Source organism: Streptomyces antibioticus (assembly GCF_002019855.1).
GTDB lineage: Bacteria > Actinomycetota > Actinomycetes > Streptomycetales > Streptomycetaceae > Streptomyces > Streptomyces antibioticus_B.
Genome location: NZ_CM007717.1, coordinates 8063107 through 8080138 on the forward strand (window position 1 = coordinate 8063107; position 17032 = coordinate 8080138).

General features: G+C 72.8%; 13 protein-coding genes. 8 read left to right on the forward strand and 5 right to left on the reverse strand.

All coding sequences use genetic code 11. The features are described from left to right. Window positions 1-25 precede the first annotated feature (25 nt). The gene (locus AFM16_RS36340; RefSeq protein WP_078636525.1) at window positions 26-700 is read right to left on the reverse strand and encodes a CBS domain-containing protein; all 675 of its coding nucleotides are present in this window, start codon (window positions 698-700) and stop codon (window positions 26-28) included. Between the two features lie 48 nt (window positions 701-748). Then, a complete protein-coding gene (locus tag AFM16_RS36345; RefSeq protein ID WP_078636526.1) occupies window positions 749-1210 on the reverse strand; it encodes a cyclic nucleotide-binding domain-containing protein in 462 nt (153 codons plus the stop codon). A gap of 196 nt (window positions 1211-1406) precedes the next feature. Between AFM16_RS36345 and pflB the strand changes: the two genes are divergently transcribed. The 8 genes from pflB (at window position 1407) to AFM16_RS36385 (ending at window position 11614) form a co-directional block, all read left to right on the forward strand. Beyond that, window positions 1407-3674, forward strand: a complete 2268-nt coding sequence (pflB, locus tag AFM16_RS36350; protein WP_078636527.1) for a formate C-acetyltransferase — start codon at window positions 1407-1409, stop codon at window positions 3672-3674. A gap of 5 nt (window positions 3675-3679) precedes the next feature. Further along, window positions 3680-4408 (forward strand): pyruvate formate-lyase-activating protein, encoded by a 729-nt coding sequence (pflA, locus tag AFM16_RS36355; RefSeq protein ID WP_078637226.1) that lies wholly within the window; start codon window positions 3680-3682, stop codon window positions 4406-4408. Between the two features lie 164 nt (window positions 4409-4572). Beyond that, on the forward strand, window positions 4573-5202 hold the full coding sequence (locus AFM16_RS36360; RefSeq protein WP_030782283.1) for a DoxX family protein: 630 nt from the start codon (window positions 4573-4575) through the stop codon (window positions 5200-5202). A gap of 102 nt (window positions 5203-5304) precedes the next feature. Next, entirely contained in the window at window positions 5305-6318 is a 1014-nt protein-coding gene (gap, locus tag AFM16_RS36365; protein WP_030782279.1) for a type I glyceraldehyde-3-phosphate dehydrogenase, read from the forward strand. Window positions 6319-6424: 106 nt separating this feature from the next. Next, window positions 6425-9157 (forward strand): bifunctional acetate--CoA ligase family protein/GNAT family N-acetyltransferase, encoded by a 2733-nt coding sequence (locus AFM16_RS36370; RefSeq protein ID WP_078636528.1) that lies wholly within the window; start codon window positions 6425-6427, stop codon window positions 9155-9157. A 37-nt stretch (window positions 9158-9194) separates the two neighbouring features. Beyond that, window positions 9195-9713, forward strand: a complete 519-nt coding sequence (locus tag AFM16_RS36375) for a flavodoxin domain-containing protein (RefSeq protein WP_078636529.1) — start codon at window positions 9195-9197, stop codon at window positions 9711-9713. 97 nt (window positions 9714-9810) lie between these two features. Continuing rightward, complete coding sequence (locus tag AFM16_RS36380; protein WP_078636530.1) at window positions 9811-10881, forward strand: zinc-dependent alcohol dehydrogenase family protein; 1071 nt, start codon at window positions 9811-9813, stop codon at window positions 10879-10881. Between the two features lie 19 nt (window positions 10882-10900). After that, window positions 10901-11614, forward strand: coding sequence for a helix-turn-helix domain-containing protein (locus AFM16_RS36385; RefSeq protein WP_078636531.1), 714 nt, complete (start codon window positions 10901-10903; stop codon window positions 11612-11614). Between the two features lie 25 nt (window positions 11615-11639). On the opposite strand, the gene AFM16_RS36390 is transcribed toward AFM16_RS36385, so the two are convergent. From AFM16_RS36390 to AFM16_RS36400, 3 genes are all read right to left on the reverse strand, one after another. Next, window positions 11640-13259, reverse strand: coding sequence for an oleate hydratase (locus AFM16_RS36390; RefSeq protein WP_256861380.1), 1620 nt, complete (start codon window positions 13257-13259; stop codon window positions 11640-11642). Window positions 13260-13303: 44 nt separating this feature from the next. Then, a complete protein-coding gene (gene adhE / locus AFM16_RS36395) occupies window positions 13304-16048 on the reverse strand; it encodes a bifunctional acetaldehyde-CoA/alcohol dehydrogenase (protein WP_078636533.1) in 2745 nt (914 codons plus the stop codon). A gap of 189 nt (window positions 16049-16237) precedes the next feature. After that, window positions 16238-17008, reverse strand: coding sequence for a CBS domain-containing protein (locus AFM16_RS36400; protein WP_078636534.1), 771 nt, complete (start codon window positions 17006-17008; stop codon window positions 16238-16240). Window positions 17009-17032 lie beyond the last annotated feature (24 nt).

Sequence of the window (17032 nt, forward strand, 5' to 3'; positions counted from 1 at the left end):
GGCTCCGCCCCTCGGCGACCCGCGGTCAGGCGTCCGCCGGAGCGTCCGCCTGACCCCCGTGCCCGGTGAGGTCGAAGTCGACGTCCACGACGCCTTCGACCGCCCGGACCAGCCGTGCCGCCACCGGCACCAGCGAGGTGTCCCGGACCCGCCCGGCCAGCGTCACGACGCCCTCGCGCACCGCGACGCGCACGTTCGATCCCGGTGCGGGGAACAGGTAGGCCACGACCTCGCGCCGGACCTCCTCGGCCATGTCCTCGTCGGTGCGCAGGAAGACCTTGAGCAGGTCGGCCCGGCTGACGACCCCTTCGAGCAGCCCCACCGAGTCGACCACGGGCAGCCGCTTGACCTTCGCCCGGGCCATGGTCCGGGCGGCCTGGGCGAGCGTGGCGTCGGCCCGCACGGTGAGCGCGGGCGAGGTCATCAGCTCCTCCGCGGTGACCGCGCCGGCCTTCGCCAGGTCGGCCAGCCGGTCGAGCTGCGTGGACCGGTCGGGATCGCTGTCGCGGAACTCCTCCTTCGGCAGCAGGTCCGCCTCGGAGACGACCCCGACGACCCGGCCCTCGCCCTCCAGGACGGGCAGGGCGCTGATCTTCCAGTCCTGCATCAGCTTGACGATCTCCTTGAACGTCGCCCCACGGCCGACGGCGGCGACCGTGTGCGTCATGACGTCGCTGACGATGTGCGGGGTGCCGTGCATGGCCACTCCTCAGGTAGGGCGGACAGGTACGGGGCCGGGCCGACGGAGTCAGACCGCGCTGCCGGACCCGTACGGGGCGTACAGGTCGAGCAGACGCGTCCGGGCGGAGCGCAGCCGGTGGGCGACGACGTCGCCGACCCACCGGGCGACGTCGTCGCCCAGCGCGGGGTCGTCGTCGCACATCGAGCGGACGGCGACCGCGTCGAACTCGTAGGCCCGCACCGGTGTGGTCGCCTCGGCGCCCAGATGCCAGACGTGCGGGGTGAAGAACCAGGACCAGCCGATCAGCTCGTTGTGCCCGAGGCTCTCGATGACGGCGGCCCGCCGGCCCGGCACGCGCATGTCGAGTTCGATCCGGCCGGTGCGGATGATCCAGAAGCGGTCGGCGCGCTCACCCTCCTCGAACAGGCGGGCACCCTGCGGGAACGACACCTCGCGGGCGATGCGGAGCAGCCGTTCACGGTGCTCCTCGGTCAGTGAGCGCAACAGAGGTGTGTGGGCGGTGTCCATGACAGCCCTCCGTGACGGCGTGGACGGACTTCCGCCTCCAGTGTGTGCGCGGGCCCCCGCCCGGGCCAGGGCCACCCAGCCCGGTGACCCGGGCCGTACGGCCCGCGCGAGGGCGCTGACCGGCACTCCCGGCGCCGGCCGGGAACGACGAGCATCGAAGGAGACGCACCACGACACAGAGAAGAGAGGAACGGCGATGACCACGACCGTGCCCACCGTGACCGCCGGCGACCGTGTCACCGCGGCCTGGCGGGGCTTCGCCGGGACCCGCTGGCGCGAGCTGATCGACGTACGCGACTTCATCCAGGCCACCTACACCCCCTACGAGGGCGACGCCTCCTTCCTGGCCGGCGCCTCGGACCGCACCCGAATCGTGTGGGAGAAGGTCAGCTCGCTGTTCCCCGAGGAACGCGCCCGCGGCATCCTCGACGTGGACCCGGCGACACCGTCCACGATCACCTCGCACGCCCCCGGCTGGATCGACCGCGACCGTGAACTGATCGTCGGCCTCCAGACGGACGCCCCGCTGAAGCGCGCGATCATGCCGAACGGCGGTCTGCGCATGGTGGAGAGCGGGCTGAGGGCGTACGGCTACGAGGCCGACCCGTTCGTGACGAAGGTCTTCGGGACCTATCGCAAGACCCACAACGACGGGGTCTTCGACGCCTACACGCCGGCCATGCGCACCGCGCGCAAGGTCGGCATCATCACGGGCCTGCCCGACGCCTACGGGCGCGGCCGGATCATCGGCGACTACCGGCGCGTCGCGCTGTACGGCACCGACCGGCTGATCGAGGCCAAGCGGGCCGAACGGGCCCTGCTCGACGCCGTGCCGTCCTCCGAGCACGTCATCCGCGACCGCGAGGAACTCGCCGAGCAGATAAGGGCGTTGGGCGAGCTGACCCGGATGGCGGCGACCTACGGCTGTGACGTCTCACGCCCCGCGGTCACCGCGCACGAGGCCGTGCAGTGGCTCTACCTCGGCTATCTCGCCGCGGTGAAGGAGCAGAACGGCGCCGCGATGTCGCTGGGCCGCACCTCGACCTTCCTCGACGTCTACCTCCAGCGCGATCTGGACGAGGGCCTCATCGACGAGTCCCGCGCCCAGGAACTGATCGACGACTTCGTGATCAAGCTGCGGATCGTACGGTTCCTGCGCACCCCCGAGTACGACGCCCTGTTCTCCGGCGACCCGACCTGGGTCACCGAGTCCATCGGCGGCATCGGCACCGACGGCCGCCCGCTGGTCACCCGCACCTCCTTCCGCTTCCTCCAGACCCTCTACAACCTCGGGCCCGCCCCGGAACCCAACCTCACCGTGCTCTGGTCGCCCCGACTGCCCGCCGGTTTCAAGGAGTTCTGCGCCCAGGTGTCCATCGACACCAGCGCCGTGCAGTACGAGTCCGACGAGCTGATCCGCCCCCGCAACGGCGACGACACCGCGATCGCCTGCTGTGTCTCCGCCATGGCCGTCGGCAAGGAGATGCAGTTCTTCGGGGCCCGGGTCAACCTGGCCAAGGCGCTGCTGTACGCCGTCAACGGCGGCCGGGACGAGATGACCGGCGACCAGGTCACCCCGGCGATGCCCCCGCTGACCGGCGACTACCTGGACCACGACGAGCTGGCGGCGGCGTACGACCGGGTCCTGGACTGGCTGGCCGAGACCTACGTCGACACCCTCAACGTCATCCACTTCATGCACGACAAGTACGCCTACGAGCGGCTGGAGATGGCCCTCCACGACCACCCCGTGCACCGCTACATGGCCTGCGGCATCGCCGGCCTCTCGGTCGCCGCCGACAGCCTCTCCGCCGTCAAGTACGCCCGGGTGAAGGTCTTCCGGGACGCCACCGGCCTCGCCGTCGACTTCCGGACCGAGGGCGACTTCCCGGCGTACGGCAACAACGACGACCGCGCCGACAGCATCGCCGTGGGACTCGTGGAGTCCTTCATGGCCAAGGTCCGCCGCCACCCCACCTACCGGGACGCCGAACACACCCAGTCGGTGCTGACCATCACCTCCAACGTCGTCTACGGCAAGCACACCGGCAACACCCCCGACGGACGCCGGGCCGGACAGCCCTTCGCACCCGGCGCCAACCCGATGAACGGCCGCGACCGCCACGGCGTCGCCGCCTCCGCCCTCTCGGTCGCCAAGCTGCCGTACGAACAGGCCCGCGACGGCATCTCGCTCACCACCACCATCACCCCGGAAGGGCTCGGACACGCCCCGCAGGAGCGCGCCGGGCACCTGGTGGGCATCCTCGACGCCTACATGGCCTCCGGCGGCTTCCACATGAACGTCAACGTGCTCAACCGGGACGTGCTGGAGGACGCGATGGCGCACCCGGAGAAGTACCCCGAGCTGACGATCCGGGTCTCCGGCTACGCGGTCAACTTCGTCCGCCTGACCCGCGAACAGCAACTCGACGTCATCAGCCGCACCTTCCACGGAACGCTGTGAGCACGATGACGCGAGGCCGGATCCACTCCTGGGACCTGTCCACCGGCGTGGACGGGCCCGGGACCCGGTTCGTCCTCTTCGTCAGCGGCTGCCCGCTGCGCTGTCTGTACTGCGCCAACCCCGACACCTGGCACATGCGCGACGGCCGGGAGACGACCGTCGACGAGGTGATGGCCGAGATCGAGAAGTACCGGCCCTTCCTCACCACCGCAGGCGGCGGCGTGACGATCACCGGCGGGGAGCCGCTCCTCCAGCCCGTGTTCACCGGCGAGATACTGCGCCGCTGCCAAGAGGCCGGTCTGCACACGGCGTTGGACACCTCCGGCTTCCTCGGCGCCCGCGCCACCGACGAGTTGCTCGCCCACACGGACCTGGTGCTGCTGGACATCAAGTCCTTCGACATCGGCACCTACCGGAAGCTCACCGGCGGCCGGCTCGCCCCCACGCTCGGGTTCGCCACCCGCCTCGACCGGCTCGGCGTCCCCGTGTGGGTCCGCTACGTCCTGGTCCCCGGCTGGACCGACGATCCCCAAGCCGTCGACGGACTGGCCGAGTTCGTCGCCGGGCTCGGTACCGTGCGCAGGGTCGAGGTGCTGCCCTTCCACAAGCTCGGCGCCCCCAAGTACGAGGCCCTCGGCATCCCCTTCCCGCTGCGCGACACCCCGGTACCCGACCCCGCCCTCACCGAGAGCGTCCGTGAGCGCTTCCGGAAGCGGGGCGTGCCCGCGTACTGACGGGCGTGTCTGCGCGTAGGGACCCGGCGCCCCCAACGTCCCCTGAGAACAGGGACGTTCGGCCCTGCGGCCGCGGACCTTCGGCATCCGCCGCCCGGCCCCGCGCACGGCCAGAGTATGTGGTGTCAGGCACCGCCCCGAACGCCCCCGAAGGGACCATGACCATGGCCGTGCACGAGACCCCGCACCGGAGCTCCGGACTCCACCTGCCGTCGTTCCGCAGGAACCGGACCACCTCCGCAACCGAGCCGGCCGAGTCGGCGGGCACCGGCACCCACACCGCGCGGGCCTACGCCCTCGCCTCCCTGCGACTGCTCACCGGCTTCGTCTTCCTGTGGGCCTTCCTCGACAAGACCTTCGGCCTCGGCTACGCCACCGGATCCGGCAAGGGCTGGATCGACGGCGGCTCGCCGACCAAGGGTTTCCTCGGCTCGGTCGCGGTCGGGCCGATGGAGTCCACCTTCCACTCCTGGGCCGGCGACCCGTGGGCCAACTGGCTGTTCATGCTGGGCCTGCTCGGCATCGGCGTCGCCCTCATCGCGGGGGTCGCGCTCCGTATCTCCGCCGTCGCCGGCACCTTGATGATGGCGCTGATGTGGGTCGCCGAATGGCCACCCGCCCAGCACCTCGCGGACGGATCACCGACCATGTCGACGAATCCCTTCGTCGACTACCACGTGATCTACGCCGTCGCCCTGATCGTCCTGGCCGCCACCGCCGCGGGCAACACCCTCGGCATCGGCCGCCTCTGGGCCCGACTCCCGATCGTCCGCGACCACGGCTGGCTGCGCTGAGCGGCCACGACGCGGTGGGCCCGCCCCGGCCCACCGCGCCGAGCCATGCCGGGACCCGGCATCCGACCGATCACTCCACCTCCTGAGGAAGGACCCCACGCCATGACCACGCGCGTCGGCATCAACGGCTTCGGACGGATCGGCCGCACCTATCTGCGCGCCGCCCTCGACCGCGCCGAACAGGGCGCCCAGGACGTCGAGGTGGTCGCCGTCAACGACATCACCTCACCGGCCACCCTGGCCCATCTCCTGGAGTACGACTCGACGTTCGGCCGTATCGGACGGGACGTGGAGCACGACGACCACTCGATCACCGTCGACGGACGGCGGATCGCCGTCACCGCCGAACGCGACCCGGCCGCCCTGCGCTGGTCCGACCACGGCGTCGACGTCGTCGTCGAGTCCACCGGCCGCTTCCGCGACCGCGACTCCGCGGCGCTGCATCTGAAGGGCGGCGCCCGCACCGTGCTGCTGTCGGCGCCCGGCAAGGACGTGGACGCCACGATCGTGATGGGCGTCAACGACCGTGCCTACGACCGCGACCGGCACCGGATCGTCTCCGCCGCCTCCTGCACCACCAACTGCGTCGCCCCGATGGTGAAGGTCCTCGACGACGCCTTCGGCATCGAACGCGGCGTGATGACCACCATCCACGGCTACACCAACGACCAGTCGCTGCTGGACGGACCGCACAAGGACCTGCGGCGAGCCCGCTCGGCCGCCCTCAGCATCATCCCCACCAGCACCGGCGCCGCCCGCGCCGTCGGCCTGGTGGTCCCGGAGCTGGCCGGCGCGCTGGACGGGATCGCCGTCCGGGTGCCCGTGGAGGACGGCTCGCTCACCGACCTCGCCGTGGTCCTCGCCCGGGAGGCGACCGCGGAGGAGATCAACGCCGCGTTCCGGGCCGCCGCCGATGGCCCGCTCCACGGCGTCCTGCGGGTGTCCGAGGCGCCGATCGTCTCCCGCGACGTCATCGGCGACCCCTCGTCCTGCGTCTTCGACCCCGCCCTGACCCAGGCCAACGGCACCCTCGCCAAGGTCTTCGGCTGGTACGACAACGAGTGGGGCTACACCAACCGTCTCCTGGACCTGACGGCCCTGGTCGCGGACGACTGACCCGTCCCGGGGCCGGTCGGCGGCGGCACCGGGGCCGTCCGGCCCTTGGGCCCCGGCGCCGCTCCGCCGGACGATCGAAGTACCGAAGCCATGGAGGCGACCCGCGATGACGGACGACCTGCTCGACCGGCCCACGGTCCACGCGCTGCTCGCGGACGGCACCACCGTCCGCATCCGCCCGGCGCGGCCCGGCGACCACCGGCAGGTGCGCGGCTTCTACGAGGAGATGTCGCCGGAGAACCTGCGGCTGCGCTTCTTCTCCGCCAGCCCGCGCTCGGCCGCCCAGGCCGCCGACCGCGCCTGCGGCCCGGCCCGGCCGGGATACCGGGCCCTGCTGGCCGAGGCGGACGACCGGATCATCGGCATCGCGGAGTACGACACCGGCACCGGCGACGACGCCCGCGCCGAGCAGAAGGGCACCGCCGAGGACAAGGGCACCGCCGAGGTCTCCATCGCCGTCGCCGACGGCCTGCACCACCGGGGCGTCGGCACCCTCCTCGTCGAGCACCTCGTCTCGGCGGCGCGCGCGGAGGGCGTCACGGCCTTCACCGCCGACGCGCTCAGCGAGAACCACGAGGTGCTCCGCCTCTTCGCCGACCTCGGCCTGCACACCGCGCGCCGCTTCGAGGGGCCCGAGGTGCGCTGCACCGTCCGGCTCGGCCAGGACGACACCTACCTGTCGGCCGTCGAGGCGCGCGGCCGCGCCGCAGACGTGGCCAGCCTCGTCCCGCTGCTGCGGCCGTCCGCGGTCGCCGTGGCCGGCGCCGGACGCACCCCCGGTTCGGTGGGCCGGGCCGTCCTGCACCATCTGCGCTCGGGCGGCTTCCCCCGACGCCTGTTCGCCGTGAACCCCCACGTCGCCACCGTGCTCGGCGTGCCCTCCTACCCGTCGGTCGCCGCCCTGCCCACGGTGCCCGACCTGGTGATCGTGGCCGTACCCGCCGCCGCCGTCCCGGCTCTCGCCGAGGAGTGCGGCATAGCCGGGGTACGCGCGCTCGTCGTGCTCACCGCGGGGCTCGACCATCTCCAGGCGCGGGCGCTGCTGGCCGCCTGCCGCACCCACGGCATGCGGCTGGTCGGCCCCAACTGCCTCGGCGTGTCGAACACCGACCCGGAACTGAGCCTCGACGCCACCTTCGCCGCCGAGCACCCCCGCCCCGGCACCGCCGGGATCGCCGTACAGTCCGGCGGCGTGGGCATCGCCCTCCTCGACGGACTGTCCCGCCTCGGCATCGGGGTTTCGTCGTTCGTCTCGCTCGGTGACAAGTACGACGTCAGCGGCAACGACCTGCTCCAGTGGTGGGAGAGCGACGGCCGCACCGACCTCGCCCTGCTGCACCTGGAGTCGTTCGGCAACCCGCGCGCCTTCTCCCGCACCGCCCGCCGTGTCACGCGCCGCATCCCGGTGCTCACCGTCGACGCCGGCCGCACCGAGGCGGGCCGCAAGGCCGCCGCCTCCCACACCGCGGCCGCCGCCACCCGCACCATGACCCGCGGCGCCCTCTTCACCCAGGCCGGCATCACCGCGACCCGCTCGGTCGGCGAGCTGCTCGAGACCGCGGCCCTGCTGCACTCCCAGCCGCTGCCCGCGGGCGCCCGCGTCGCGATCGTCACCAACGCCGGCGGCGCCGGAGTGCTCACCGCCGACGCCTGCGCGGAGGCGGGCCTCGCCCTTCCCCCGTTCACCCCCACCGTGATCGACGACCTGCTCGCGGTCCTGCCGGAGGGCGCCGCCGTCGGCAACCCGGTCGACGCCACCGCCGCCGTGTCGGAGGAACAGCTCACCGAGTGCGTCGACCGTCTCACCCGCTGCCCCGGCGTCGACGCCGTCGTGGTGGCGCTCGTGCCCACGGCGGTCGCCGCGGCCACCGGCGACGACCTGGTGCGCGCCCTCACCGCCGCCCCCGGCCGGCGGGCCCGCCCCGTCCTCGCCGTACGCCTGGAACAGGACCGGTCCGTCACGCTGCTGCCCGCCGCGGACGGCGGCACGATCCCCTCCTACGCCGAACCGCAGGCGGCCGCCCGCGCGCTCGCCCATGCCGCCGATCGCGCCGCCTGGCTCGCCCGGCCCTCCGGCGCCGTTCCCGCACTCGCCGACGTCCAGACCGACCGCGCCCGCACGGTCGTGGCCCGCTACCTGTCGGACCACCCCGATGGGGGCTGGCTCGACCCGATGCTCTGCGCCGACCTGCTGGACTGCTACGGCATCCCGCAGATCCCCTGGGCCTGGGCCGAGACCGAGGACGAGGCCGTGCTGGCCGCCGACCGGCTGCGCGGCGCCGACGGCCGGGTGGTCATGAAGGCCCACTGGCCGGGACTGCTGCACAAGGCGCAGCAGCACGCCGTCCATCTGGACCTGCGCGGGGACGCCCAGGTTCGGGCCGCGTTCCGCGACCTGGAGAGGCGCTTCGCCGGACTCATGACCGGCGTGGTCGTGCAGCCGCTGGCCGCCCGCGGCATCGAACTCTTCGCGGGCGTCGCCCAGGACGAGGTCTTCGGCCCGCTCGTGCTGTTCGGGCTCGGCGGCACCGCCACCGAGGTGCTCGCCGACCACGCCGCCCGGCTCGCCCCGCTCACCGACCGTGACGTGCACGACCTCATCACCTCGCCGCGCTGCGCCCCGCTGCTGCTGGGCGCGAACGGACAGGCCCCCGTCGACCTCGAAGGGCTGGAACGGCTGCTCCTGCGGCTGTCCCGGATGGCGGCGGATCTGCCGCAGCTCGCCGAGGCCGACCTCAACCCCGTCCTGGCCAGGCCGGACGGCGTCACCGCGCTCGACACCCGGATACGCCTGCTGCCGCGCCGCCCCCAGGACCCCTACCTGCGCCGGCTGCGCTGAGCGCGGCCGCGCGGACCGCGAGAGGAGGCGGACCGCCATGACCGGCACCGACAACACCGGCACTGGCACTGGCACCGTATTGGTCGCCTACGGAACGACGAACGGATCGACGGCGGAGATCGCCACGGCCGTCGCCGACGTCCTGCGCACCCGCGGCCTGACCGCCGAGGTGCTCCCCGCCCGCTCCGTCACCGACGTGGCGCGCTACGACGCCGTCGTCGTCGGCGGCGGGCTCTACGCGGGGCGCTGGCACAAGGACGCGCGGCGCTTCGTCCGCCGCCACCGCGCCCTGCTCAAGGAGCGGCCCGTGTGGTTCTTCGACAGCGGACCGCTGGACGCCTCGGCCTCCGAGCGGGACATCCCGCCCGTGCGCGGCGTACGGCGGGCCATGGACCGGCTGGGCGTGGAGGAGCACATCACGTTCGGCGGGCGGCTGGAGGACGGCGCCAAGGGGTGGGTGGCCGGGATGATCCTCCGCTCCGGCAAGGGCGGCGACTTCCGGGACTTCGGCGCGGTCGAGAAATGGGCGCAGGGCGTCGCCGACGCGCTGAAGTGAGGACTGGGGGCCGGTCGGCCCAAGCGGATCCGGCGATTACCGGACAAGCTGGATATGCGGGCCACTACCGCCACCGGAAAGGATCGGGAGGAGCACCATGAAAGGCTACGTCTTCCACGGCCCCGGGCAGTCCGCCTGGGAAGAGGTCCCCGACCCTGCCGTCAAGGAGCCCACCGACGCCGTCGTACGCGTCGACGCCGTCACCATCTGCGGCACCGACCTGCACATCCTCAAGGGCGACGTCCCCGAGGTGCGCCCCGGCACCGTGCTGGGGCACGAGGCGGTCGGCGAGATCGTGGAGGTCGGCAGCGACGTCCGGACCGTCCGTCCGGGCGACCGTGTGCTGGTCTCCTGCATCAGCGCCTGCGGACGCTGCCGCTACTGCCGCGACAGCGCCTACGGCCAGTGCCTGGGCGGCGGGGGCTGGATCCTCGGCCATCTGATCGACGGCACCCAGGCCGAGTACGTGCGCGTCCCCTTCGCCGACCTGTCCGTTCACGCCCTGCCCGGCGCGGTCGACAGCAAGGACGCCGTCCTGCTGGCCGACATCTTCCCCACCTCGTACGAGGTGGGCGTCCTCAACGGCCGGGTCCGCCCCGGCGACACCGTCGCCGTCGTCGGCGCCGGCCCCATCGGCCTCGCGGCGATCGCCACGGCGCGCCTGTTCTCGCCGGAACGGATCGTCGCCGTCGACCTCGCCGCGTCCCGTCTGGAGGCCGCCAAACGGCTCGGCGCGGACGCCGTGGCCGACGCCGCCGAGGACCCCGCGCAGCTCATCGCCGACCTCACCGACGGCCTCGGTGCGGACGTCGTCGTGGAGGCGGTCGGGGTGCCCGAGAGCTTCGAGCTGTGCACGCGCATGGTGCGCCCCGGCGGTCATGTCGCCAACATCGGCGTGCACGGCAAGCCCGCCACGCTGCACCTCGAAGACCTGTGGATCAAGAACATCACCATCACCACCGGTCTCGTGGACACCTACTCCACCCCCACCCTGCTGCGCATGACGGCCGCGGGCCGTCTGCCCACCACCCAGCTCGTCACCCACACCTTCCCGCTGGACCGGATGGAGGAGGCGTACGACGTCTTCGCCCGCGCCGCCGACACCGGCGCGCTCAAGGTGGTGCTCGGCGAGCCGTCGCACGACGAGATCGCCGTCCCGGCGGCCTGACGCGAGGAAGTGAGGGGCCATGACCGAACCGGCTGCGGACGCCCGACGCACCGACGGCGCGTCCGAGGACGACCAGACGCCAACGGACGCCCTGACGCCCAAGGGCGACCTGGGCAGGCGGCTCGTCGCGCGACGGCTCGCCCTCGGGCTGTCGCGCGAGGAGACCGCCGACCGGGCCGGCATGGCCCCCAGCTATGTGGCACACCTGGAACAGCACGCCGACGCCGTGCCCGGCCGAGGCGCGCTGCTCACCCTCGCCGCCGCGCTGGAGACCACGGTCTCGGCGCTCACCGGCGGCGACGCCGAAGTACCGCCCGGCCGTGAACAGGCGGGCCGCGCACCGGAGTTCACCGAACTGAGCCGGGCCGAGTGCGCCGAGCTGCTGTCCTCGCACGGGGTCGGACGGCTCGCGGTCGCGACCGAACTCGGGCCGACGATCGTGCCCGTCAACTACAGCGTGGTCGACGACGCGATCGTCTTCCGCACCGCCCGCGGCGCGACCCCCTCGCTCGCGGACGGCTGCCCGGTCGCCTTCGAGGTCGACCGCATCGACGACGTGTTCAGCCAGGGCTGGAGCGTCCTCGCCCGCGGATACGCGCGCACCGTGACGGACCTCGGCGAGAAGCGGCGGCTCGCGGAACGCGCCCGCAGCAAGCCGTGGGCCGGCGGCCGGCGCGATCTGTGGGTGCGGATCGAGCCGTACGCCGTCACGGGACGCCGTATCGCGGTCTGAACGGACCAGGGCGGCTCGGGGCCGCTCAGCGGCGGTGCATGCGCTCCAGGGCGGCGGCCAGGACGTGCGGGTCGTGGTGGCCCTTGTAGACCTCCGGCGGCCGCCGGTCCAGCTTCAGCAGCCCCGCCACCGCCGTCCAGGCGGTCCGCACCGAGTACTCGACGGTGCGGACGACGTCGTCGGGCACCTCGGCGAACTGGCCGATGAAGGCGAGGTTGACCGACCCCTCCGGGATCACCCGCGGCCGGTCGCCGTGGCGGCGGGCCAGGAACTGGCTGGTGAGGTAGGGCATCACACAGGGCACGACCGTCGACGTCTCCAGGATCCGCGCCTCCGTCGCCGCGTCGAACGGCAGGTGGTGCAGGACCTCTTCGAGGATCTCGCGGCCCGTGCACATCGTCATCGGCTTGGGCGTGCCGTTGCCGGCCCGCCCGGGGAAGAGGCCGTACCCCCACCAGACGGTGACGTCCTCGGGCTGGTCCCGGTAGACGGGCTGACGGTCCACCAGCACGGTCAGCAGCCAGTTGGACCCGGTGAAGGTGACCGGACCGCCCCGGCCCGCGGGCCGGCCGCTGAACTCCTCGAGCGCCCGCAGGAATTCGGGGTCGCGGGTGGTGACCGTGAAGGACTCCCCGCGCGACTCCTTCACCCGCTTGTCGAAGACGCCCGGATCGCCGAAGTCGGCGCGCCCGCGGGCCAGTCGGTGCCACAGCAGCCAGGCGTCCGAGCGCGGCGGGGCCGGCGGCGGCGCGGCGGTGTGCGAACCGCGGCTGGAGGCGTCGGTCATCGAGCCGTTGGTGACCAGGACCAGATCCTCGGGCGCGACGGCGATCTTCTCGTCGCGGCCGCGCCGGCTGAGGTGGAGGGCGTCGACCGTGCCGCTGTGGATGCCCGGCGTGAAGCCGAGGTCCGTGACCTGGCAGCGGGGGTGGACGGTGACGCCGCGGGCGAGCAGCCAGGCCGTCAGCGGCCGCACGATCGAGTCGTACTGGTTGTGACGGGTCCGGCGCATGGCCGACAGGGACGAGAACTCCGGGAACAGGTGCACGAACCGCCGCAGATGGCGGTGGAACTCGACGGCGCTGTGCCAGGGCTGGAACGCGAACGTGGTGCACCACATGAACCAGAACGCGGTCGTGAAGAAGTGCTCGCCGAAGCAGTCGCTGATCCGCTTGCCGTCCAAGTGGCCCTCGGACACGGCCAGACAGCGCACCAGCTCCAGCCGGTCGCGCTCCGAGAAGCCCATCGACGTCGTGTCGACGATCTTGCCGTCCGCGTCGACCAGCCGGGCCGCGTCGTCCCAGGGGGACTCCGCGTGTCCGGCGAGGATCTCGTCGGTCACCGAGACGGCCGGGTCGTCGAGCGAGGGGATGCCCGACAGCAGGTCGTAGGTGCAGCGGGACTCGCCGTCGAACATCCGCCCGCCGCGCATGCTGTAGCCCACGTCCGGACCGCCGCTCGCGTCCAGGCTGCCGCCCAGCGCCCGGTGGCCCTCGAAGAGATGGATGTCGCTCCCCTCGAAGCCGCCGTCGCGGATCAGATACGTCGCCGCGGCCAGGGCCGCGATCCCGCCGCCCACCAGATAGGCCTTCGCCATCCCACAACTCCTCGTGTTCTTAGGTCGATCGGAACCGCGCGCCCCCACAGTCTCCCGCCGTGGGGGCGCGCCACCGTGCGCGTGCCGTTGCCCTACTCCTCGCGGTCCGCGGTACGGCCGCCGTAGTACGCCGCGCGCATCAGCTCCTGCATGTCGTCGAGCATCGGCATCCGGGGGTTGGCCGGCGCGCACTGGTCCTCGTAGGCGTTGAGGGCCTGGCGGGGCAGGGCGTCGAGGAAGGCCGGCTCGTCGACGCCGAGCGCCTGGAAGGACGGTTCGATGCCGACGGCGTCCCGCAGCCGCTCCACCGCCGAGGCGAGGGACTCGACGCCCTCGGCCGGGGTCGCGGCGGGCAGACCGAGCGTGCGCGCGATGTCCTGGAAGCGCTCGGGAGCCCGGTAACTCTCGTACTTGGGCCAGCCGGTGAGCTTCGTGGGCACGGTGCCGTTGTAGCGGATGACGTGCGGCAGCAGGACCGCGTTGGTCCGGCCGTGCGCGATGTGGAAGGTCGCGCCGAGCGTGTGGGACATGGCGTGGACGATGCCGAGGAAGGCGTTGCCGAAGGCCATGCCCGCCAGCGTGCCCGCGTTGTGCATCTTCTCCTGGGCCCGCGGCCGGGCCGCGCCCTCATGGACGGCCGCCTCGATGTTGTCGAAGATCAGCCGGATCGCGTGCAGGGCGAGCCCGTCGGTGAAGTCGCTGGCGTAGACGGACACATACGCCTCGATGGAGTGGGTGAGGGCGTCGAAGCCGCTGTCGGCGGCCAGCGCGCGGGGCAGCGCGGAGGTCAGGAGCGGGTCGACGATGGCCACGCTGGGGGTGAGCGCGTAGTCGGCCAGCGGGTACTTCTTGCCGGTGGCCGGGTCGGAGATGACGGCGAACGGGGTCACCTCGGCGCCGGTGCCGGACGTGGTCGGCACGCACACCAGCCGGGCGAGCTTCCCCAGCACCGGGAAACGGAAGGCCCGCTTGCGGATGTCGGAGAACTTGTGCCGCATGTCGGCGAAGTCGACGTCCCTGCCCTCGGCCTGCTGCTCGTACAGCAGCCACATCACCTTCGCGGCGTCCATCGGGGAGCCGCCGCCGAGCGCGATGATCGTGTCCGGGCGGAAGTCGCCCATGAGGCGGGCGCCGCGCCGCACCGAGTCGATGCTCGGTTCCGGCTCGACGTTGTCGATGACCTGGATGGTGACCGGCTCGCGGCGCCGCCGCAGGACGCGTTCCACCCGGCCGACCAGACCGAGACGGGTCATGGTCGCGTCGGTGACGACGGTGACCCGGTGCACGTCCGGCATCGAGGTGAGGTAGCGCAGCGACTGCGGCTCGAAGTAGACCTTCGGCGGCACCTTGAACCACTGGAGGTTGTTGCGCCGCGTCGACACCCGCTTGACGTTGAGGAGTTGGGCGGCGGAGACGTTGTCGGACACCGACGTACTGCCCCAGGAGCCGCAGCCGAGGGTCAGCGACGGCAGCAGGCTGTTGTAGATGCCTCCGATCGCGCCCTGCGAGGACGGGGCGTTGACGATGATCCGCACCGTCTTCATGCGCCGGCCGTACGCCTCCGCCAGCTCCGGATCCCCGGTGTGGATGACGGCGCTGTGGCCCTGTCCGTGGAAGGCCACCATGTCGGCGGCCAGGTCGAAGCCCCGCTGCCAGGTGCCGGCGCGCAGCACCGCGAGGACCGGGCAGAGCTTCTCGCGGGTGAGGGGCTCGTCCGGGCCGACCCGGTCCGCCTCGACCAGGATCAGCGAGGTGTCCCGGGGCACGGAGAACCCGGCCTGCTCCGCGATCCACGCCGGACTCCGCCCGACGGCAGCGGAGTTGACCTTGGGCTCGCAGCCCACGCCGGTGGCGTCCGCCCGGCTGGCGGGGAACAGGAACGCCTCCAGCTTCGCCTTCTCCTCGGCGGTCGCCACATGCGCGTGCAGGGTGCGGAACTCGGCGAGGACCTCGTCGTGGATCTCCTCGTCCAGGATGACGGCCTGTTCGGAGGCGCAGATCATGCCGTTGTCGAACGACTTGGACAGCACCAGGTCGTTGACCGCCCGCCGCACGTCGGCGCTGCGGTGGATGTACGCGGGGACGTTGCCCGCGCCGACGCCCAGGGCGGGCTTGCCGGCCGAATAGGCGGCCTTCACCATGGCGTTGCCGCCCGTGGCGAGGATCAGGGAGACCCCGGGGTGCCGCATCAGGGCACCGGTCGCCGCCACCGACGGCGTCTCGATCCACTGCACACAGTGCTCAGGCGCCCCCGCGGCGACCGCCGCGTCCCGCACGATCCGGGCCGCCTCCTCGCTGCACCGCTGCGCGTTGGGGTGGAAGGCGAACACCACCGGGTTGCGGGTCTTCAGCGCCATCAGCGCCTTGAAGATCGTGGTGGAGGTCGGGTTGGTGACCGGGGTGACCGCGCACACCACACCGACCGGCTCGGCCACCTGCGTCATGTCGTCCAGGTCGTCGCGGGCGATGACACCGACCGTCTTCATCGGGCCCATGCTGTGCGTGACGTACTCGCAGGCGAACATGTTCTTGGCGGCCTTGTCCTCGAAGACACCGCGCCCGGTCTCGTCCACCGCGAGCCGCGCGAGGTCCGTGTGCCGGTCCAGCGCGGCCACCGACGCCTTCTTCACGATGTGGTCGACCTGCTCCTGGTCGAGCGACTCGTAGTCGGCGAGCGCCTTGAGCCCGTTCGTCACCAGACGGTCCACCGTCACGGCGATCTCGGACGGCGCGTTCCCTGACGGTGCGGTGGCGGGACGGTCGGTCGCGGGACGGGTCTTCGCGTCACGGTCCTTCACGGCACGGTTCTTCGTGTCGTGGTCGTGGTGGCGGGTCATGGGGGCGAGCCTCCGTCGTCGAGGGGGCGGCGCCGCACGGTCGGCGGCGCGGGGGACGGCGGCATCACCGGTGCCGGCCCGGGATCCGGTCCCGGGACTCGGGCCCTGCCGCTCGTCCACCCGTAGCGTCCCGCGTCAGGGGTGCCGCGCCCCAGGTCCCGGAGGTCCCGGCACGGGGCCGACAGGCCCTCACGGTCCCGGGACGGGTCCCGAACCGGCCGGGACCGTCAGCCTGTTGACGACGCCGATCACTCCGTCCACCCGGTACGTCAGCCGGATCGCGAGCGCCAGGTCCCCGCCGTGCCCGTGCTCCAGGGAGCCCCGCAGCGTGACCATGCCGTCCGCGACCGACACGCTCACGCCGGCCGCCGACGGGCCCAGGGTGCGGGGCAGCACCTCGCCCCGGACCTCGCGGCGGATCGCGTCGTCCGTGCGCAGGAAGACCCGCAGCAGATCGCTGCGCGTGGCGATGCCGATCAGCCGGTCCTCCTCGTCCACCACCGGGAGCCGGTCCACCCCGTGACGTTCCATCACGCGCGCGGCGTCGGCGATCCGCTGCTCGGGGTGGACGGTGACGGCGGGGGTCGACATCAGCTCCCCGGCCGTGGCGGGGTACGCCCCCGTGGCGGGACGCCCGGCGGCCCGGGCCGACGACCGCAGGGCCCGCGCCGACCGGGCGGTCCAGGCGGCCCGGACCGACCCCGCCCACCGCGCCGACCGCCCCGACGGAAGCATCCGCAGCCGCCGTGCCGGGGACGGAGCGGTCGTCCCCGTCCGGCCCGCCCGGCGGCGGAGCAGGTCGGTCTGGGAGATCACCCCGATCACCTTGTCGTCCTCGTCCACGACGGGCAGCCCGCTGACCCGGTGCCGGTCCAGCAGCCGTACGACGTCCTTGAACGACGTGTCGCGGTGCGCCTCCACGACGTCGCGGGTCATCACCTCGCCGACGATGCGGGCCATGCCGACCACCTCCTGCGTCTCTCG